At 31.7% G+C, this 18,207-nt stretch carries 24 protein-coding genes and 1 pseudogene; 1 reads left to right on the top strand and 24 read right to left on the bottom strand.

Annotation, left to right across the window (positions count from 1 at the left end; genetic code table 11):
- The 3 genes from tnpA to JG780_RS01905 form a co-directional block, all read right to left on the bottom strand.
- Positions 1-321 (bottom strand): IS200/IS605 family transposase (gene tnpA / locus JG780_RS01915; protein ID WP_287569053.1); only part of this gene is annotated, 321 nt, incomplete at its 3' end.
- Positions 322-385: 64 nt separating this feature from the next.
- Positions 386-793, bottom strand: a complete 408-nt coding sequence (locus JG780_RS01910) for a hypothetical protein (protein ID WP_287569052.1) — start codon at positions 791-793, stop codon at positions 386-388.
- Positions 794-838: 45 nt separating this feature from the next.
- A complete protein-coding gene (locus JG780_RS01905; protein ID WP_287569051.1) occupies positions 839-1,771 on the bottom strand; it encodes a glycosyltransferase family 4 protein in 933 nt (310 codons plus the stop codon).
- A gap of 180 nt (positions 1,772-1,951) precedes the next feature.
- On the opposite strand from JG780_RS01905, the gene JG780_RS01900 reads away from it, so the two are divergent.
- The gene (locus tag JG780_RS01900; RefSeq protein ID WP_114702160.1) at positions 1,952-2,167 is read left to right on the top strand and encodes an FmdB family zinc ribbon protein; all 216 of its coding nucleotides are present in this window, start codon (positions 1,952-1,954) and stop codon (positions 2,165-2,167) included.
- 55 nt (positions 2,168-2,222) lie between these two features.
- On the opposite strand, the gene JG780_RS01895 is transcribed toward JG780_RS01900, so the two are convergent.
- The 21 genes and pseudogenes from JG780_RS01895 to JG780_RS01795 form a co-directional block, all read right to left on the bottom strand.
- Positions 2,223-2,420, bottom strand: coding sequence for a cold shock domain-containing protein (locus JG780_RS01895; RefSeq protein ID WP_004100538.1), 198 nt, complete (start codon positions 2,418-2,420; stop codon positions 2,223-2,225).
- Positions 2,421-2,475: 55 nt separating this feature from the next.
- A complete protein-coding gene (rsmI, locus tag JG780_RS01890) occupies positions 2,476-3,174 on the bottom strand; it encodes a 16S rRNA (cytidine(1402)-2'-O)-methyltransferase (protein ID WP_287569050.1) in 699 nt (232 codons plus the stop codon).
- On the bottom strand, positions 3,162-3,878 hold the full coding sequence (locus JG780_RS01885; protein WP_287569049.1) for a lipoate--protein ligase family protein: 717 nt from the start codon (positions 3,876-3,878) through the stop codon (positions 3,162-3,164). Before JG780_RS01885 ends, rsmI begins: the two co-directional genes overlap by 13 nt.
- The gene (locus JG780_RS01880; RefSeq protein WP_004100543.1) at positions 3,879-4,478 is read right to left on the bottom strand and encodes a hypothetical protein; all 600 of its coding nucleotides are present in this window, start codon (positions 4,476-4,478) and stop codon (positions 3,879-3,881) included.
- A 3-nt stretch (positions 4,479-4,481) separates the two neighbouring features.
- The gene (locus JG780_RS01875; RefSeq protein WP_287569048.1) at positions 4,482-5,276 is read right to left on the bottom strand and encodes a DUF4895 domain-containing protein; all 795 of its coding nucleotides are present in this window, start codon (positions 5,274-5,276) and stop codon (positions 4,482-4,484) included.
- Positions 5,277-5,281: 5 nt separating this feature from the next.
- Complete coding sequence (gene panD / locus JG780_RS01870) at positions 5,282-5,644, bottom strand: aspartate 1-decarboxylase (protein WP_287569047.1); 363 nt, start codon at positions 5,642-5,644, stop codon at positions 5,282-5,284.
- Between the two features lies 1 nt (position 5,645).
- Complete coding sequence (locus tag JG780_RS01865) at positions 5,646-8,273, bottom strand: GAF domain-containing sensor histidine kinase (RefSeq protein WP_287569045.1); 2,628 nt, start codon at positions 8,271-8,273, stop codon at positions 5,646-5,648.
- A gap of 99 nt (positions 8,274-8,372) precedes the next feature.
- Entirely contained in the window at positions 8,373-8,903 is a 531-nt protein-coding gene (locus tag JG780_RS01860; RefSeq protein ID WP_114702166.1) for a ribosome hibernation promotion factor, read from the bottom strand.
- 11 nt (positions 8,904-8,914) lie between these two features.
- Positions 8,915-9,385, bottom strand: coding sequence for a hypothetical protein (locus tag JG780_RS01855; RefSeq protein WP_114702167.1), 471 nt, complete (start codon positions 9,383-9,385; stop codon positions 8,915-8,917).
- Positions 9,386-9,424: 39 nt separating this feature from the next.
- Positions 9,425-10,243 (bottom strand): annotated as a pseudogene (locus JG780_RS01850) (DegV family protein).
- 4 nt (positions 10,244-10,247) lie between these two features.
- Positions 10,248-10,523, bottom strand: a complete 276-nt coding sequence (locus tag JG780_RS01845) for a F0F1 ATP synthase subunit epsilon (RefSeq protein WP_004100557.1) — start codon at positions 10,521-10,523, stop codon at positions 10,248-10,250.
- Positions 10,524-10,567: 44 nt separating this feature from the next.
- Positions 10,568-11,980, bottom strand: coding sequence for a F0F1 ATP synthase subunit beta (gene atpD, locus JG780_RS01840; protein ID WP_004100559.1), 1,413 nt, complete (start codon positions 11,978-11,980; stop codon positions 10,568-10,570).
- Positions 11,981-12,002: 22 nt separating this feature from the next.
- Complete coding sequence (gene atpG, locus JG780_RS01835; protein ID WP_287569043.1) at positions 12,003-12,824, bottom strand: ATP synthase F1 subunit gamma; 822 nt, start codon at positions 12,822-12,824, stop codon at positions 12,003-12,005.
- 6 nt (positions 12,825-12,830) lie between these two features.
- Complete coding sequence (atpA, locus tag JG780_RS01830) at positions 12,831-14,354, bottom strand: F0F1 ATP synthase subunit alpha (protein ID WP_287569042.1); 1,524 nt, start codon at positions 14,352-14,354, stop codon at positions 12,831-12,833.
- A gap of 4 nt (positions 14,355-14,358) precedes the next feature.
- Positions 14,359-14,910 carry a F0F1 ATP synthase subunit delta gene (locus JG780_RS01825; RefSeq protein WP_287569041.1) on the bottom strand — a complete coding sequence of 184 codons (552 nt, stop codon included), beginning with the start codon at positions 14,908-14,910 and terminating at the stop codon, positions 14,359-14,361.
- Positions 14,907-15,392, bottom strand: coding sequence for a F0F1 ATP synthase subunit B (gene atpF, locus JG780_RS01820; RefSeq protein WP_012579652.1), 486 nt, complete (start codon positions 15,390-15,392; stop codon positions 14,907-14,909). The genes JG780_RS01825 and atpF overlap by 4 nt, the downstream gene beginning before the upstream one ends.
- A gap of 14 nt (positions 15,393-15,406) precedes the next feature.
- A complete protein-coding gene (locus JG780_RS01815) occupies positions 15,407-15,658 on the bottom strand; it encodes a F0F1 ATP synthase subunit C (protein WP_004100570.1) in 252 nt (83 codons plus the stop codon).
- Positions 15,659-15,682: 24 nt separating this feature from the next.
- Positions 15,683-16,525 carry a F0F1 ATP synthase subunit A gene (atpB, locus tag JG780_RS01810; RefSeq protein ID WP_004100572.1) on the bottom strand — a complete coding sequence of 281 codons (843 nt, stop codon included), beginning with the start codon at positions 16,523-16,525 and terminating at the stop codon, positions 15,683-15,685.
- Positions 16,509-16,889: an F-ATPase I-subunit gene (locus tag JG780_RS01805; RefSeq protein ID WP_012579651.1), complete on the bottom strand. Its 381-nt coding sequence runs from the start codon at positions 16,887-16,889 to the stop codon at positions 16,509-16,511. Before JG780_RS01805 ends, atpB begins: the two co-directional genes overlap by 17 nt.
- Entirely contained in the window at positions 16,867-17,118 is a 252-nt protein-coding gene (locus JG780_RS01800) for an AtpZ/AtpI family protein (protein ID WP_004100576.1), read from the bottom strand. The genes JG780_RS01805 and JG780_RS01800 overlap by 23 nt, the downstream gene beginning before the upstream one ends.
- Positions 17,115-18,185 (bottom strand): M24 family metallopeptidase, encoded by a 1,071-nt coding sequence (locus JG780_RS01795; RefSeq protein ID WP_170128433.1) that lies wholly within the window; start codon positions 18,183-18,185, stop codon positions 17,115-17,117. The genes JG780_RS01800 and JG780_RS01795 overlap by 4 nt, the downstream gene beginning before the upstream one ends.
- Between the last annotated feature and the right edge of the window lie 22 nt (positions 18,186-18,207).

Below are 18,207 nucleotides of genomic sequence, written 5' to 3'. Positions count from 1 at the left end.
TTTAGACCAAAAAGCCGATTTCCAAAGCTTACTTTTTATTTGTGGAAATTTCTTTTTTACTAGTCTAGATGAAGTGCTTTTATATGCATTTATGAATTTAGATAGCTGTGAATTTGGCTGTGCAGAAAACAGCACATGAATATGGTCTTTATCATGATTCCACTCTTGTAATTTAATACCATATTTCTCGCCAATATATTCAAAAATTTTCTTCAAAAAGTCAGATATATTATCATCAATTACAGAACGTCTGTATTTCGTTACAAGAACAAGATGGTAATTCAATTTGAACACTGAATGGTTATTAGATTCAAGAAACATTTTTTCACATCTATATTATATATTAACACCGATTTTATAGCATATTATGCACAAATATGCAGATTCATATCCATCTTATAGAAGATGGAGTCTTCTTTGCTTTTATTTCGATAAATTTTTCAAATATTTTTAAGACATTAATAGATGCTATTGTTGAAAGCTTTTGGTTTATGAGTTTGAGCTTTATAATATCACTTTTTGTCACCTCTTGCTTTAAAAACACTTCTTCTAAATAACTAAAGAGCTTATTGTAGATACTTGCTTTTAATTCAAGAATTTTTAAATTTTCTTCTTTTAGCATTTCTACTTCAGTTTGCTTGTTTAAAAGAAGTGATGTAATTAGTATAGTTATGACGGTTGCTATAAAAGCGGCAAGAATTTCTTGGGAATAGGGAAAGTCAGAATTAGAATAATACATTTCTCTGAATAAGAAATATGTAATTATTGATAGAGCAATTGCCAATATCATCATCAAAAGATTTTTGTTTTTTAATGACAAATAGAACACCCTTTCTTTTTAGTTTGCAGTCTCTTTGTTGTCATATTTTAAAAGAGACAGTTTAATTGTTAAAATAGTCATCAAAAATCCTGTAAGAAAAAGTGAAAGTTTATCGTATTTTATGTATAAAATACCTAAAAGGCAAAAAATAGAACTTATCAAAGCCATTGTGAAAAACGTTTTTCTTTTATCTTTTAATCTTTTTTGAAGTTTGTCATAGATATGGTCTCTGTCACCTTCAAAAGGTGATTTTCCAGCAAGAACTCTTCTAGTCATACTTGTAAATGTGTCAAGGAAAAAAGGACTTAAAATTATTAGAGCTGCTATAGTGTGTGATAAACTCTTGGAAAAAGATGAAATAACGGAAACTCCTAAAATTGCTCCAATAGTGTAGCTTCCCATATCACCCATGAAAATTTTTGCTGGTGGAAAGTTGAATATAAGGTAAGCAAGTAATGAGCCAATAAGTGATATTAGATAATATTTATCATTTGGGAATGTAACAGTCCATATAAGTCCAAATGCAGCTATGGTTGAAGTTATTGCACAAACTCCATCCATTCCATCCATCATATTTACAGAGTTAATCAAAAAAGCGTAAAAAATTGTGGCAATAGTTATTTCAATAGGATTTGTTAAAAATCTTGTGGATACAAGAAATCCTATTATAAATTCTATAGTTAATCTTAACCAAGGGTTTATTGATTTTAGATCGTCATAAAGTCCCATTAAACTAAGAACTACTATATACATTTTTCTAAATAAGCTAAATGGTGTAAAAATCAGGAATGAGAAAACAAACGCTGCACCACCTAAATAAGGAGTTGATTTCTCGTGGTTTTTAAGTTTGTTATCAGGTTTGTCTACTATACCAAATTTAAAAGCTATTTTTCTCAAAAAAGGGATTAAAATAAGCGTCAGAATAAAAGAACCAACGAATGCATAGAGCATATAAGACCTCCTTAAAATGAAAATATAAAGAATGTATTTACATATGATATTTTATCATAACTAAGATAAGAAAACTATTTTCTTTAAAATTTAACATTTATACTTGACGAATGATAAATGATGTTAGATAATATAAAATGAAAATATAAAGTTACTGAAAATAAGACAGGAGGTGAGAATATGCCAATGTATAGGTATGTATGTAAGAGTTGTGGTCACGAAAAAGTAGAACTTCATTCTATTAACGATAATCCTGATATCACCTGTGATGTTTGTGGTTCAAAAATGGAAAGAGCAATTGGAAGAGTTGGTATAGTTTTTAAAGGTAGTGGTTTTTATATTACAGATAGTAGAAAATCTTCTTCAACTTCTTCAACTGATAGTTCTTCAAAATAAATTAAAAGCCCCCATTAAATGGGGGCTGATTATTATCCTACTTTAACTTTACAAATTAAAGAGGTTTTACATTTGCTGCTTGTGGACCTTTTTGTCCATCTTGAACGTCAAATTCTACTTCTTGACCTTCTTTTAATGTTTTGAAACCATCTGTTTGGATTGCACTCCAGTGTACGAAGATATCTTCTCCGTCCTCCTTAGTAATGAATCCATATCCCTTTTTTGCATCAAACCACTTTACTGTACCTTTCATAAAAAAACGCCTCCTCGTAAATCTTTTTACATTCCCCGTTTCCTTCCGGGGTTGATTAGAGTATACACCCATTATTATTTTTTGTCAACAACTTATTTTTAAAAACGACAGTAATTTCTCCTTTTACACCACCTGAAAAATGCTCAAGGGCCTCTGAAATTGCTCCTTTAAAGTATTCTTGATGTATTTTTGTAAGTTCTCTTGCAATAAATATTTCAACATCTCCAATTATTTCAAGAATATCTTTTAGAGTTTTTAATAGCCTTTCTGGGCTTTCAAAAAAAACAAAAACTTCTGCAAGATTTTCTTCCTTAATCATCCTTAAAAGTTTTCTTCTTTTTTTATCACGAGGCATAAAGCCCAGGAATAAAAATCTATTTCCATAGAATCCACTAGCACTTAATGCTGTAATAGGTGCACTGGGGCCAGGGATAACATCCCAGGGAATATTGTTTTCAAGGCATATATTTACTAGTTCTGTGCCAGGATCAGATATAACAGGCATTCCAGCGTCGGAGATGTATGCTACGTTTTTATTATCTTTTAATAATTCTAAAATTTTGTTTTTCTTTTTTATCGATGAATGTTCATTGAATGAATCTACAGGCTTTTTTATATCAAAAAAATTTAAGAGCTTTAAAGCTCTTCTTGTATCTTCAGCAAAAATATAATCTATCTCTTCGCGAAGTATTCTCAGCGCTCTTAATGTAATATCTTCCAAATTTCCAATGGGTGTTCCAATTAAATACAGCATTTAAACTTCATCCTTTCATTTTCAGCTAGGGAAATAATCTCATTAACATTTTCGAACCTTTTAAGTTGAAATCTTTTACTAAACGATTTGTAGAGAGAATTCTTTAATTCTTCTATATCAACTTCTTTTGCAAGATCCAATCCATATTGTGTTATGGGCTCGCTTTGGTTTTTAAAGCATTTTTCAATTCCTGTAGTTGTTTTAAGTACTATTGAGCCGTGCTGCAATACAAAACTTTTTGTTCTCATTTGCGCACTTCCTATAATCTTTTTTCCATTAAGCACTATTTCATACCATGATGGGGCATCAAAACACAACTGAGTATTTCCCCTACTAGAGTGAGAAACAATCTCAGCGGGGATACCTATATTGTTTAATGCCTCAACAATAATAGTTGAAATTTCTTTATAAAGCTTTAAAACAGAGAGTCTATACAATGGGTCAGTATTTGGAATAATAAAGCTGTATGTTAGCTCTTTGCTATGTAAAACAGCTCTTCCGCCTGTAGGTCTTTTAACACAGTCGATCCCATTTTCTTTTAAATATGTAGTATTTACAACATCAACTGATTGATTTTTACCAAGGGATAAGGTAGGATTTTTCCAAGTATATAGTCTAAAGTAAGAGCTTTGGCTTTTTCCCAAAACATAATCAATTGCCATATTTAAATCTCCAGGTAATTTCCAAGTCTCTATATAAAACATTTACAACCTCCTAAATGCATCTAAAACACTTTCGGCAATTGCTGTATTTTTATCCTTTTCTATTGGAGCAGCTCCTATTATGCTTTCTTCTACATTTTTATATTCTTTGGTAAGGTGAGTTATTAAAAAGTTTTTTCCGGCTAAAGAAACTTCAGCTATATCATCAACGGATATTACGAAATCGTGTATGTTTTCAAGAGCATTTAAAACAGCATTTCCAATTACAATAGGTATATTTCTACTTGTTTTAGGACCAGAAAACTCTCCGGACATTTTTTCTTGACCGTGTACAATTTCAACAGAGACTTTAATGTTTTTACCTTCATCTTTTACATCTAATTTTTCAAGTCTGTAAGGTAGAACTTTAGAAGTTTCAATTTTAGAATTTAATTGTGCTATACTTATAACTTTTCTGTCAATTTTAATGCCAAGGCTTGCAAATAATACTGTTTCTATATCTCGGACAATTTGCTTTGGAAGTTTTTCATCATCTGCAACTACATGAAGCTCAACAATTTCTTCATCTTCAACAACAGCTTTTGCAGCCTGAATTCCAGGAATCTTAGTTAAAACTTCTTCAATGTTTGAAACATTAATCATATGCTATCCCCCCATTTGAGCAACGAACCTCCTAAATTTTTCAAAATCATCTATAAATTTTTCCAAAATTTTCCACTTTTCTTCTGAAAAAATTTCTTCTAATTCAAGCTTAAACGTTCCAACAACTTTGTCTTTAATTTCCATAACAGGATAATATTTTCCAGAAGGCAGTTTATATTTTTCCTTTAAAAATCTGAAAAATTCAGCATATAGGTTTTTATGTGGATCATTAATGATTCCAAAGAAATAAATGCCATCATCAGTTAATGACATTTTTAGAAATCCTATTTTTTTACCATTTATATTCATTATTTTTTCATAAGCTTCATTGTCAATTATTTTTGCAAAATTAAGCCAAGGCTTTCCGGTAATTTCTTCTGAAAACATTTCTTTTGATACCAGTGATTTTTCACCACCAACAGCAAGAAAATGTGTTTGAAGTGGAAACCTTATAATTCCAGCTTGTATCTTAGAAATTGTGCTTTTATTAAAAATGTTGTTGTATAACGCTTCAAATTCTTCGTTGACATAATCTTTTATTTTGTACAGCGATGGAGATTTTAAAAAGGGACTTGTGATTGAAATACCGTAAAAAAATTTGCCCTCAGGATTAAAGCCAGCACTTAATGCAAAATCATTGTCGCTAGAAACAGTAACCAATATTAGATGTTTGTGAAAAACATCCAATTTTTCTTTATAGCTATTTAGAAAATCTAAGAGTTTTTCTTTATCGCTGGACAGTATATTTTCCAACTTTTTACCAATATAACTTAACTTTTCGGGGCCGAAATATACCATCTTTTTTAAACTCCCTCTTGCTTAATTTCAACTATTTCGTTTTTTTCATTCATTATAATCACTTTTGGACCTTTATATTCATTGCTGTCATACATACCAAACGCCATTATAATTACTCTGTCACCTTGTTCTACTAATCTTGCTGCAGCTCCATTTACCACTATCTTTTTACTTCCCTTTTCTTCGGGAATAATGTAAGTTACAAATCTTTGACCATTATTTACATCGGCAACTAAAACTAGCTCAAAAGGCTTCATCCCAGCCTTTTCTAATAATTCTGTATCAATTCCTATACTCCCCATGTAATTAATGCTTTTGTCTGTTACTTTGGCCATATGAATTTTAGATTTTAACATTATCTCTTGCATACTAATCCTCCTTGTTTTTTAAAGGTAATTCGAATATAAATCCATTCCCATTTTCATCGGGTTCAACCCAAATTTTTCCATTATGTTCATCTTCAATTATTTTCTTACAAATAGGTAAACCTAAACCTGTACCGTGTACCTTTGTAGTAAAAAATGGGGTAAATAATTTTTCAAGAATATCTCTTGATATAGGCTTTCCTTCATTCCAAATTTTTACTTGTACAGTTTTTAATAACTTTTTAACCTCTATTATTATTTTACCACCAATAGGTGTCTCATCAATAGCATTTTGAATTAAGTTTATTAAAACTTGCTTGATTCTAGATTTATCCGCATAAATCTCTATATTTTCCTGATCTGTCTTAAATTCAAAGAGTATGTTTTTTTCCTTAATCCTATCTTCGTGTAGAATGTAGACTTCAGAAATCAATTCGTTTAAATTGAATTCTGAAAATTCTATAATTTTTTTATCTCTACTAAATTCAAGAATTTCTGAGACAATACTTTCAAGCCTTACAATTTCGTCGGATATGATTTTTAAATATTTTGATCTCTTATTTTCATCATTTGCGTATTTTTCAAGTCGCTTTACAAACCCTCCAAGAACAGAAATAGGATTTCTTAATTCATGGACAACTCTTGCAGCCATTTCACCAAGGGCAGCTAATTTTTCTTGCTTTTTTCGCTCTTTTTCTAAAATAACCCTTTCTGAGACATCTTCAAAAGTTACAATTACACCTTTAAGAATTATTCTTTCAGAGTCCCATAGTGGAGAAAAAGATACATCGAAGTATTTTTCCTGCCCCATTACTGGTATTAGGTAATTTGAAAGTTTAATCTCTTCTTTTAATTTTAACACTTCAAGAGCCATGCTTTCTATATCTTCAAATTCTCCACCTAAATAGGCTAATTTTTTTTCTAACATTTGTTCTTTCGTTCTACCAAAGTAATATTCGGCTCTTTCATTCCATTCGGTTATTTTACCATCTTTTCCTAAGACAACAACTGCCGCTGAAAGATTTTGTAAAATAAGATCCGAAAATTCCTTTAAATACTCTACAAGGTTTTTTTGTTTTTCAAGATTCAATGTTTTTTCTTTTAACTCTTGGTAATTTATTGAATTTTCAATTGCAAGCCCTGCACTATCCGAGATAAGTCTTAAGATTTCTATATCTACACTATCAATTTCATGCTTTGAAAATTTATTATCTAATATTACAACCCCGATTGTGTCATTCTTACCTATTAAAGGTACAATTACAAATTCATCTACTCCAAGAAGCGGTACTAAAAAATCTACTTCTTCTAATCCGTCTAAAATTTTTTTGTTAACATGAACAATTTTTCTTCTTAGAACAGCCCTTTCAAGAAATCTACTAGCGCCATATGGAATAATCTTATCTTTAATTTGCTTAGTTAATTCTCCATCAAGATCTAATCCTAATGATTCTTCGCGAAGGTATTGAACCACATCTGCATATCTCATAGCACGTTGATTTGCTTTTTTCCATATTGTTTCTACTTCCTCTTCATTTGCAGGGCCAATCCATGCTTTACCGATAAGTGAGTTTTTTTCAAAATCTTTTAAAAGTAAAAGCGCACGATTAAATCCAAGGGTTCTTCCGGATGTAAGACCTATGAGTAGTATTTTTAAGACATTTTTTGGATCACTACTACTTCGCATTGCCTGACTGATATAGTGAACTATGCTCATTTTTCGCAGTTGCTCTTTTTGCTCTTCTATTAACCTTTCGTGTTCTTTTTTTAGTTCATTTAGTTTGTCAATTTCATTTTGGAGCTTTTTATAATACACTAGCCTTGAGATTGCAAGTTGGAATCTTTTTACTGAGGCGACCACAAGTTCTAGATCAAAATCTTCATAACTTTTTTCTGGGATGTATCCTTCACCGTGTAGTTTATTTATGAAAATTAACCATCCATCTTCTATGCCGTTTAAAGGAACACTCATTATCGACTTTATTTTTACTTTAAAATTTTTAAAATCTATATTGGCGCTTCTCAAAATTTGCGGTTCTGTTTTAAATACGTGTATTGAAAAATCAGAAAAACCTGGTATTAAGCTTTCCGAAGGTTCAACTGGATAGGAATATTCAATAAAATAATCTTCTCCTACTTTTTTGGCTAAAAACACAAATTCACTTGGAATGTACTTAAAAAGTTCTCCAACAAAATTTTTTTTGAGCTCTCCTAGACTATCACTTTTTTCAAATATGTCTGTAAGTTGTAGTATCTTCTCTAATTTTTCTTTTCTCCTATTAATTAAGAAAAGATCATAAACTAACGCAAAAAACTTTGAAAATTCGTTTATAAAAATTTGATCTTTTTCAAAGTTTTCTCCCACTATTATTGCGCCTATTTTTCTACCTTCAAATTCTAAAGGTATAATTTGTTTGTTGAAATTTTCATCATTAGCTTTTATTTTTTCCCCAGCATTGATACCAGCAACTATCCTGAAAATATTTTTTCTTTCTTCAAAGATTGCTAAGCTTAATTCATTCACTTTAAGATGCTTTTTTAGTGATTCAACTAATTTTTCCAAACTTTCATTTGGATATCCTTTTTCAAACAAGTTGTATACAGCCTCATATATTAATGAATATTCTATCATTAAAATCACCCCAATCTAATTTTAACATAAAACCTATTAAAAAAATAAAATGGCTTCGGAAGAGTCCGAAGCCATTAGAAATTTTGTATTAGATTTTAATTATTCCTGAAATTCATATAAAACAAATTTACCATCTTTTCCCTTAATTAACATATTAATTTCATCTGTTTCCATATTTCTAAAAACGAAGAATTCATGATTCATAACTTCCATTTGTGCGATTGCTTCTTCAACACTTGTTATCATTAGATTTACTCTTTTAACTGATGATATCTTTTCTTTAGGCTCTTCTACAGGCATTTCATCTGTAAAGACCTCACCGAGCCCCTTCAAATTTGATTTATTTCTAGTTCTTGCATATTCTCTTTCCCTTTTTAATTTTTTTTCGAATGCATCTGATAGGATATCAATTAAGTTATAAATATCATCGGAAGTTTCTGTAACTACAAGATCTTTGCCAAGATAATGCATCATTGCTTTTCCAATGAAACTAGTAGCATCTTTTTCTAATTTAATATCAAGATGTACTTCGTCTTCTAAAATCCTATCAACCTTTTGAAATCTTTTTTCAATATAATTTTTTACGGCATTTGTTAAATCAAATCCTTTTGCGGATACTCTGTAATCCATAAAACCACCTCCTAAAGTTCTTCTTTCAGATTTCTAAGTCTAAAGTTTACGTCTGGTGCTAATTCTAACAAATAAAAAGTTAACGTTAATAATATGAACATAATTTTTAAAAATATATTACTTTGATGTATCTTTTTATCTATTGCTATTATTAATGATATCACAAGTGAACCGGAAATAAGAAATAACAAGGGAAAGAAATATGATAAAAAACAAAACAAAATAGATAAAATAACGTAGTTATAGAAAATTAAAACATTATTTTTAAGAAATTTTGGTAAACTTGAGCACCATTTATATGCTATTAAAAGATAACCAAGGATCCCTACCAAGAATATCGTATTAGATATATAAATATTTTTATTTGTGAAACTGAAAAAGAAATTTGCAGCAAAGCCTAGTGAGAAAAATACAGATACAAAAGCTACGAGGTCATCACCAGGAAGGCTGGCTGAAAATAATTTAGAAAGGTTTTTTTCCATAATGTGGAGGCTAATTCCTCCATTCCCCCCTTTCAAATATTAACTGCTGACAACAAATCCAAAAACTTCTGGACCTGTATGGATTCCGACTGCTGCACTTATTTGAGTAATATCCTTTATATTGAAATGTTGCACTAGTCTATCTATATATTTCTTGTATTCTTTACTACCATAGGCTGCTAAAAAGTACGGATCACTTATTTTATGTTCTTTTAAGAAACTTTCGCCAAGCTCAATTAGCTTATTTACAAGCGAAGAAAGCTTTCGCTCCATTGCAATTGATTCTACGGCACCTGTTTCATCAACGCTCAAAATTGGTTTTATTTTTAACATCTTTCCAAGTAAAGCCTTTGCTTTTCCAATTCGACCACCTTTTTCGAGGTATTTTAAATCCATAACGGCGAAGTACATTTTTAAATTTTTTCTTATCTTATCAACTATATCTTGTGTGAGTTCTATATCTTTTTCTACGTATTCAACGAGTTTTCTAAAAATTGCGTATGATTCTATACTTGCGGTTTTTAGGTCTAAGACCTTTACTTTATCTTTAAAATTCTGACTTACCATTTGGAACATATTAAATGTTCCACTTAATTTACTTGATACTGAAAGCATGTATATTTTGTCATATTCATCGTACAACTTTTTAATTAATTCTTAAGTTTCTTTAGGGTTAGGCAAAGAAGTTGAAAAATCCTCTGCATCTTTAAGCATCTTGTAAAATTGATCAACTGTTAAATTAACTTTGTCTACAAACTCTTTACCATCAATTATAACCCTTAGTGGTGCAAAGAATATTGGGTATTTTGTCTTAACATTTGGCATATCAAAGGAAGAATCAGCTATAAATGCAATCATATGACTATCCTCCCAAATACTTGTGTGGATCTATTTCTTTTTTTATATCCTCAGTTACTATTATAACATTTTCGCCATCACAATGTAAAAAACCGTCGTCAATAACATATTCGTATGTTTGAGTGTTATCTTTTGCAACAACCTTGTCAACTTTTAGTTTAGCAATTATTGGTGCACGCCTTTCAAGTAGTCCCATTTCTCCTTCAACAGTTCTAACAGTTACCACGGTTACATCCTTTTCAAACATTAAACCGTTTGGAGAATAAATCTTTAACTTCAAAATGATCCCTCCCAGATAAAATGCGTGAGCAACTTGCCCACGCATTATTTTTTCTGTAATTGTTTTGCTTTTTCAACAGCTTCATCAATTGTTCCAACCATATAGAAGGCCATTTCTGGTAAATCATCATATTTTCCTTCTAATATTTCTTTAAATCCTCTAATTGTTTCATTTATAGGTACATATTTTCCGGGGATGTTACTGAACTTTTCAGCAACGTGGACTGGTTGACTTAAGAATCTTTCTATTTTTCTAGCTCTTTGAACTATTAATTTGTCTTCTTCAGAAAGTTCTTCCATACCAAGAATAGCAATAATATCTTGGAGATCTTTATATCTCTGCAATATTTCTTGGACACCTCTTGCTACTTCATAGTGTTCCTGACCAATAATGTTAGGATCAAGCATTTTTGATGTTGAATCAAGAGGATCAACCGCAGGATATAGACCAAGTGCAGCCCTTCTTCTTGACAAAACAACAGTTGCATCAAGGTGAGTAAATGTAGTTGCTGGTGCGGGGTCAGTAATATCGTCTGCAGGGACATAAATAGCTTGAACTGAAGTAATAGATCCTTTTTTGGTTGAAGTAATTCTTTCCTGTAATTCACCCATATCGGTTGCTAATGTTGGTTGATAACCAACAGCAGATGGCATTCTTCCAAGTAATGCAGACACCTCACTACCTGCTTGAACAAATCTGAAGATATTGTCAATAAATAACAATACATCTCTTCCTTCTACATCTCTAAAATATTCAGCCATTGTTAATGCAGTTAATGCTACCCTAAACCTTGCTCCTGGCGGCTCATTCATTTGCCCGAAAACAAGAACTGTGTTGTCTAAAACTTCAGCTTCTTGCATATCAAGATACAATTCATTTCCTTCCCTAGTTCTTTCACCAACACCTGCAAACATTGAAAATCCGTGGTGCTCAATTGCTATATTTCTAATAAGTTCCATAACCAAGACTGTTTTTCCAACACCAGCACCACCAAAAAATCCTATTTTTCCACCTTTTGGGAATGGAGCAAGAAGATCAATAACTTTTATACCAGTTTCCAAAATTTCAACTGATGTTGATTGTTCAGTAATTGAAGGTGGAGCTTTGTGGATTGGCCAATATTCAACATCTTTGATTTCATCTTCTTTACCATCTATAGGTTCTCCAATAACATTAAACATTCTACCAAGAGCACCTTTTCCAACAGGAACTTTAATTGGTTCCCCCGTGTTTTCAACTTCTAAACCTCTCATTAAACCATCTGTTGTATCAAGTGCAACGGTTCTAACAGCGTTGTCACCAATTAATTGTTCAACTTCAAGTACTAATTTTTTTCCTGTTTGTGGATTTATGACAACAAGAGCATCGTATATATCAGGTAAATCTCCTTCTTCAAATTGCACGTCAACAACTGGACCAATTACTCTTAGGATCTTTCCTTTAGATTTTTTTGACACTTTATATCACGCTCCTTTAAAATTATTCCTCTTGCAGTGCTTGAGCGCCAGAAACTATTTCAATAAGCTCCTGGGTTATTGAAGCTTGTCTTTCCTTATTAAACTCAAGAGTAAGTTCTCTAATCACTTCGTCAGCGTTTTCTGTAGCATTTCTCATAGCATTTTGTCTTGAGTATAATTCACTAACTTTTGTTTCGTATGCGTAAGAGTATATACTTGTTGCTACATAGAATACCAAAGCTGAACTTACTAGATTTTCTAATTCAGGTTCGTATTCATATCTTGAAGATTTGGTCTTTTCAATTTCAATTGGAGTAAGTTGTACAATTTCAGGTTTTTGCATGAGTCTATTTTTAAATTTCCCGTACACAACAAAAATTTTCCCGACGCCATCGTTTACTAAATCATTTGTTAATGTTTTTGCAAAATCAAACGTAGGGACATCGTAAATTCTTTCATAAATTCTCCTAGTACTTTTGTGCTTTTTAAAGAATGGAATTGTTTTATTTCCTATCGCATAAACGTAATCAATACCTTCTTTTTCAACAAAATTCAATGCAGCTCTCCCTATTTCAGTTGGAAAAGCGCCACACAAACCCATATCGGTTGAAATAACAACTAGAGCTTTTTTCCCCTCTCCAGTTATAAATGGGTGATTACCTACAAATTCTATATTTTCAAGAATTCGTTTTGTTTCATTTAAAAATTCTCTAACACCTTTCAAATTTTTTTCTACTTTCTTTACTCTAGCAGTAGCAACCATTTCCATTGCCTTGGTTATTTTTTTTAGTGATTCGGTTGATTGAACTCTCTTTTTAATTGAAAGTAGCTTTCCTCTACTCATTTAGCATCACTTCCCATATACTTTGACAAATTCACTTTTAAACTCTTCAATAGCTTCTTTTAGCATTTTTTCAGTTTCTTCTGAAAGATCTTTCTCCTCTCTAATCTTGTTTAAAATTTCTGATTTTTTATCTTTTAGAAATTCAATTAATTTTTTTTCAAAGAGTCTTACTTTTTCTACTTCAAGATCATCCAAATATCCGTTTATACCTGCATATAGAACAGCAACTTGCTCTTCAACTTCCATAGGAGCGTATTGTTCTTGTTTCATTAGTTCCATTAATCTTTGACCTCTAGTAATTTGTGCTTGAGTTGCAGGATCAAGTTCTGTAGCAAACTGAGCAAATGTTTCAAGTTCTTGGTATTGAGCAAGATCTAGCTTTAATGAACCTGCAACCTTTTTCATGGCTTTGATTTGTGCAGCTCCACCAACACGAGAAACAGAAAGCCCTATGTTTACAGCAGGTCTTTGACCTGCATAGAAAAGAGATGGTTCAAGATAAATTTGTCCATCAGTTATTGAGATAACGTTTGTTGGAATATAAGCAGAAATGTCATTAGCTTGTGTTTCTATAATTGGAAGAGCGGTTAAAGAACCTCCACCGTATTTTTCATCTAGTCTTGCTGCTCTTTCAAGAAGTCTGGAATGTAAATAAAAAACGTCACCTGGATAAGCTTCACGGCCAGGTGGTCTTCTAAGTAAAAGAGAAAGTTGTCTGTATGCAACAGCATGCTTTGAAAGGTCATCGTAAATAACTAATGCATCTTTTCCATTATAGAGGAAATATTCTCCCATTGCACAGCCTGCATATGGAGCTATATATTGCAATGCAGCATTATCTGCAGCACTTGCAACAACGACTGTAGTATATTCCATTGCTCCTGCTTCTTTTAATTTACTAACTAATCTTGCAACAGCAGATGCTTTTTGACCTATTGCAACATAAACACAATATACACCTTTTCCTTTTTGATTTATTATTGTATCAATTGCTATTGCAGTTTTACCTGTTTGCCTATCTCCGATTATTAACTCCCTTTGACCTCTTCCAATTGGAATCAAAGCATCAATTATCTTTATACCTGTTTGGAGAGGTGTGTCAACTGGTTTTCTGTAAATAACTCCAGGTGCTTTTACTTCAACATCTCTAAATTCTTTTGCTTCAATTGGTCCAAGACCATCTACAGGTTCACCAAGTGGGTTTACGACTCTACCAAGAAGTGCTTCACCAACAGGAACTTGCATTATTTTCTTTAATCTTTTTACAGTATGACCTTCTTTAATTCCTTTATAATCACCTAAAATTATTATACCTACATTATCTTCTTCCAAGTTAAATGCAACACCTATTGTCCCTGTTTCAACAAACTCAACCATTTCATTGGCCATAACGTTATTCAAGCCGTATGCTCTTGCAATTCCGTCACCGACTTGTATAACTTTACCTACGTCTTCTAAATTAATTTCTTCTTTGAATCCTTCAATTTTTGACTCAAGTACTTTTACAATTTCTCCGGGATTTATTCTCAAAATTTCACCCCTTTCTTAAGAAAAAAACTTCCTTAGCAATCTTGTCCATTCTTCCCTTTATTGACACATCTATCATTTTTCCTGCAAATTCTATAACTGCTCCTGCAATTAAAGATTCGTCAATTGTTTCTTCAATTACAGGGGTTTTACCGACATATTTTTCTACAAAATCATTTATAACTTTTATCTCTTGGTCTGATAACTTTACAGCAGTTTTAACATTAACCAATATCTTATTTTCAATATCAATAGCAGCGTATTTATAAAGCGCTTGCATTTGAGGAATAAATTTTTCTCTTTTGTTTTCAAAAACAATATTGATAAAGTTTAAGAAAGCTTCGTCAGGGCTTTCTTTAAAAACTTCCTCAAATGCTTGCTTTATTACAAGAGTCTTTTGTTCTGGTTTTACAATTGGATTGTTGAAAAATGTTGCAAAACTTTCATAAATATTCTTTACAAAAGATAAGAATTCTCCATATTTTTCGATTTTATTTAATTTTTGTCCGACAATCAATAACGCTTTAACATATTTACTGGCAATAACAGAATATCTCATTTTTCAGACCCCTTTAAAACTTTCACAAGATATTCCCTCTTTGCCTTTTCGTCTAATGTGCCTTTGAGAACTTTCATTGCAAGAGCAACCGCAATTTCTCCAACCCTTTGTTCCACTTCCTTTATCATTTCTGCACGCTGTCTTTCAATCTCATCCTTTGCTGCAGCAATGATTTTTGAAGCTTCATCTTCTGCTTTTTTCTTGGCATCACTAATAATATTTTCAGCTTCATCTTTTGCCTTTTTTATTATTGAATCAGCTTCGCTTCTAATTTTCCTTAGTTCTTCAGTTGCTTCATTTTTAAGCTCTTCAGCTTCTTTTCTTAATTGTTCAGCTTTTGCTATTTCCCCTTCTATCTTTTCTTTTCTTGCGTCCATGACCTCAAAATATTTATCGTAGAGAAATTTCTTTAAGAAGTATAAAAGCAACAAAAAACTCATCAGTTGTACAACTGATGTCAAATTAATTTCAAACATATCCATAATATCGCCTCACATTATAATGTAAGAAGTATTAAGAAAGCAATCAAAAGGGAGTAAATACCTGTTGATTCAGCAACAGCGTCTGCAAGTAACATACGAGTTGTAATTGTTCCAACCATTTCAGGTTGTCTTGCCATTGCATCCATTGCGTGTGCACCAATGTTACCTTCACCTATACCAGGACCGATAGCTCCTATACCCATTGCAAGACCTGCACCGATTGCTTTACCCATAATAATTAATGCATCTGCCAAGCTTTTTTCCATAAGTACCAACCTCCTCTTAAAGATTTATGATATTTTTTCTGAAATATATGCAACTGCCAACATTGAAAACACAAGTGCTTGAACCAAACCGACAAACATACCAAAGTAACCCCAAAATACAACAGGCATAAATAAATACTTAACTAGATACGAAAGCATAAATGTTAAAATTGCACCTCCACCGATATTTCCAAAAAGCCTTAAAGAGTGAGAGATTGGTTTTGCAAGTTCACCAATGATATTCATCGGAAGCATTATTGGTGTTGGTTCCATCCATGATTTAAGCCATCCGCCAAATCCCTTTGCTTTAATTGCAAACGCATGGCTTATTACAAAGACCATTAATGCATAAGTTAGATTTGTATTCAGATCAGCGGTTGGTGAAAACCAAGTATCCTGAAAGAGAGTAAATTTAACGTGACCATCTACCACACTTACATTTATACCTGGAATTGCACCACCAATTACATTAGCGATTGATATGTAGATAAACAAGGTGGTTGCAATCATAAAGGTAGGCTTTACAAACTTTGGATCATCAATAACACTTTCTACAACTTCATACATAAAGTCCATTACTGATTCAGATAGAGCTTGCTTTCTATCCGGAATAACTTTAAAATTTTTTCCAACGCGTACTGCGAAAATAATAAGGCCTATAATTATAGCCCAACTCATTATTAGAGTTAGAGGATTAATTCGTGTGTACCATGCTTTTGTATCAGAAAATTGTACTATCCATCTGTTAGCAAGTCCTTTTGTTACCTCGGCAGTGTCTTTCGGTACAAAGTAGATGGCATTGATAATTCCAACTACAGTATAAATTATTAAAAATATTAAAAGACCTGTGCTAATCTTTTTTTTCATGCCAGCCACCTCCAAATAAAAAGCCCACTAAATACGCAGAAATTTTTACATTTATCAATCCTAAAAAAGCACTAATAATTGCTGTGAGTTTTTCTTCAAAAATAACTCCTACTAAAAGAAAAATACTGGCTGAAAAAATATAACGAATGTAGTATCCTTTTTTGCTGACTTTTCTTTTTAAATTCAGACTAATTATATCGTAATATAGTGAAATTATGTATAAAATTGCACCAAGTGTACCAAAAATGTAACTTACTATAAACGTCGTTTTGTTTTTTGTAATAATACTACCAATAGTTATTACAATTAAAGCTATAAATATTATAACATAAATAAATTGTTTAATTATTTTTTCGTTTTTCATTTTTATCAACCTTTTCAACTTCTTTTAGCAGTTGCCGTATAGCATTATAAATACCAGATATAGCACCAAAAAACAGAAAAATAATTACAAATAATTTGTCTTTTTCAAAAATTTTATCTAACCATTTTCCAATAAAATAGCCTACTACGACATTACCTATTACCGTTGCTCCAAAAAGAGTTAAAAGATTTAATTTGTTTAATTCTTTTACGACATTGTCCTTTTTCATACTATAAAAATATCTCTTGGAAGACTACTTAAAACTTCACAGCCGCTTTCCGTGAGTAGAATATCGTCCTCGATTCTAATACCAAACTTGTTTGGCAAATAAATACCTGGTTCTACAGTTACAACGGAATTTGCTGGTAATTTTTCACTATTTAAATAACTTAATCTTGGCTCTTCATGTACTTCTAAGCCAATACCATGGCCTAATGAATGTCCAAAATATTCTCCATATCCTTCATTTTTAATGTGTTCTCTAGCAGCAAGGTCAATTTCAGCACCTGTTAAAGATGCCCTCGCAATTTCTATAGCTTTTTCTTGAGCTTTGTATACAACACTGTGAACTTTTTTGACTTCTTCAGAAGGTTCACCAATGCAGAATACTCTAGTTAAATCACTTGCGTATCCTTTGTAAAATGCTCCCCAGTCAACAACAACAGGTTCACCTTTTTCTATGGCTTTTTCGCTAGCTATTCCATGTGGAAGGGAACCACGCCATCCGGACGCAACGATTGTATCAAATGAAAATTTATCTCCACCAAGCATTTTAATTTGGTATTCAAGGTAAGCTGCAAATTCTTTTTCAGTCATACCAACTTTAACTATTTCCAGAGTTTTTTTGAAAGCTTCTTCTGCTATATGAATTGCCTTCCTTATTAATTCAATTTCCTCATCTGTTTTAACTGCTCTAAGTCTTAAAAGCTCTTGTGAGACATCTATAAATTCAACACCATCAAGATTATTGTTTAAATATTCCATAACTTTTGCTGACGTTTTATCTTTTTCAATTCCAACCTTTTTTGCTTTTATATCTTTTAGGAGTTCAACTATAAGATCTAAAAATTTTTTATCGCCTTTGAACTTTACAAGATCAAATTCTGACTCCAATTTTACTTGTTCCCAATATCTTGAATCAGTTACGATTATTCTTTTATCTTTTGAGAATATTACACCAGAAAAGCTTCCACTAAAACCAGAAATAAATCTTGTAGTCGGTTTGTTAGAGCCTTCAAAATTAAGAACTAATAAAGTATCTAATCCTTTTTCGTTTAGTAAATTTACTAAATTCATCATTTTCCCCCTTTCATTTTTC

This window comes from Thermosipho sp. (in: thermotogales) (assembly GCF_020054775.1).
GTDB classification, from domain to species: Bacteria; Thermotogota; Thermotogae; order Thermotogales; family Fervidobacteriaceae; genus Thermosipho; species Thermosipho africanus.
This window is presented reverse-complemented; position numbering and strand designations above follow the sequence as displayed.

Bases quoted from the DNA above. Each gene is read 5' to 3' on its own strand.
- JG780_RS01910 (WP_287569052.1), bottom strand. From the start codon at position 793: ATGATGATATTGGCAATTGCTCTATCAATAATTACATATTTCTTATTC.
- JG780_RS01905 (WP_287569051.1), bottom strand. From the start codon at position 1,771: ATGCTCTATGCATTCGTTGGTTCTTTTATTCTGACGCTTATTTTAATC.
- JG780_RS01900 (WP_114702160.1), top strand. From the start codon at position 1,952: ATGCCAATGTATAGGTATGTATGTAAGAGTTGTGGTCACGAAAAAGTA.
- JG780_RS01895 (WP_004100538.1), bottom strand. From the start codon at position 2,420: ATGAAAGGTACAGTAAAGTGGTTTGATGCAAAAAAGGGATATGGATTC.
- rsmI (WP_287569050.1), bottom strand. From the start codon at position 3,174: ATGCTGTATTTAATTGGAACACCCATTGGAAATTTGGAAGATATTACA.
- JG780_RS01885 (WP_287569049.1), bottom strand. From the start codon at position 3,878: ATGTTTTATATAGAGACTTGGAAATTACCTGGAGATTTAAATATGGCA.
- JG780_RS01880 (WP_004100543.1), bottom strand. From the start codon at position 4,478: ATGATTAATGTTTCAAACATTGAAGAAGTTTTAACTAAGATTCCTGGA.
- JG780_RS01875 (WP_287569048.1), bottom strand. From the start codon at position 5,276: ATGGTATATTTCGGCCCCGAAAAGTTAAGTTATATTGGTAAAAAGTTG.
- panD (WP_287569047.1), bottom strand. From the start codon at position 5,644: ATGCAAGAGATAATGTTAAAATCTAAAATTCATATGGCCAAAGTAACA.
- JG780_RS01865 (WP_287569045.1), bottom strand. From the start codon at position 8,273: ATGATAGAATATTCATTAATATATGAGGCTGTATACAACTTGTTTGAA.
- JG780_RS01860 (WP_114702166.1), bottom strand. From the start codon at position 8,903: ATGGATTACAGAGTATCCGCAAAAGGATTTGATTTAACAAATGCCGTA.
- JG780_RS01855 (WP_114702167.1), bottom strand. From the start codon at position 9,385: ATGGAAAAAAACCTTTCTAAATTATTTTCAGCCAGCCTTCCTGGTGAT.
- atpG (WP_287569043.1), bottom strand. From the start codon at position 12,824: ATGAGTAGAGGAAAGCTACTTTCAATTAAAAAGAGAGTTCAATCAACC.
- JG780_RS01825 (WP_287569041.1), bottom strand. From the start codon at position 14,910: ATGAGATATTCTGTTATTGCCAGTAAATATGTTAAAGCGTTATTGATT.
- atpF (WP_012579652.1), bottom strand. From the start codon at position 15,392: ATGGATATGTTTGAAATTAATTTGACATCAGTTGTACAACTGATGAGT.
- JG780_RS01815 (WP_004100570.1), bottom strand. From the start codon at position 15,658: ATGGAAAAAAGCTTGGCAGATGCATTAATTATTATGGGTAAAGCAATC.
- atpB (WP_004100572.1), bottom strand. From the start codon at position 16,525: ATGAAAAAAAAGATTAGCACAGGTCTTTTAATATTTTTAATAATTTAT.
- JG780_RS01805 (WP_012579651.1), bottom strand. From the start codon at position 16,889: ATGAAAAACGAAAAAATAATTAAACAATTTATTTATGTTATAATATTT.
- JG780_RS01800 (WP_004100576.1), bottom strand. From the start codon at position 17,118: ATGAAAAAGGACAATGTCGTAAAAGAATTAAACAAATTAAATCTTTTA.
- JG780_RS01795 (WP_170128433.1), bottom strand. From the start codon at position 18,185: ATGAATTTAGTAAATTTACTAAACGAAAAAGGATTAGATACTTTATTA.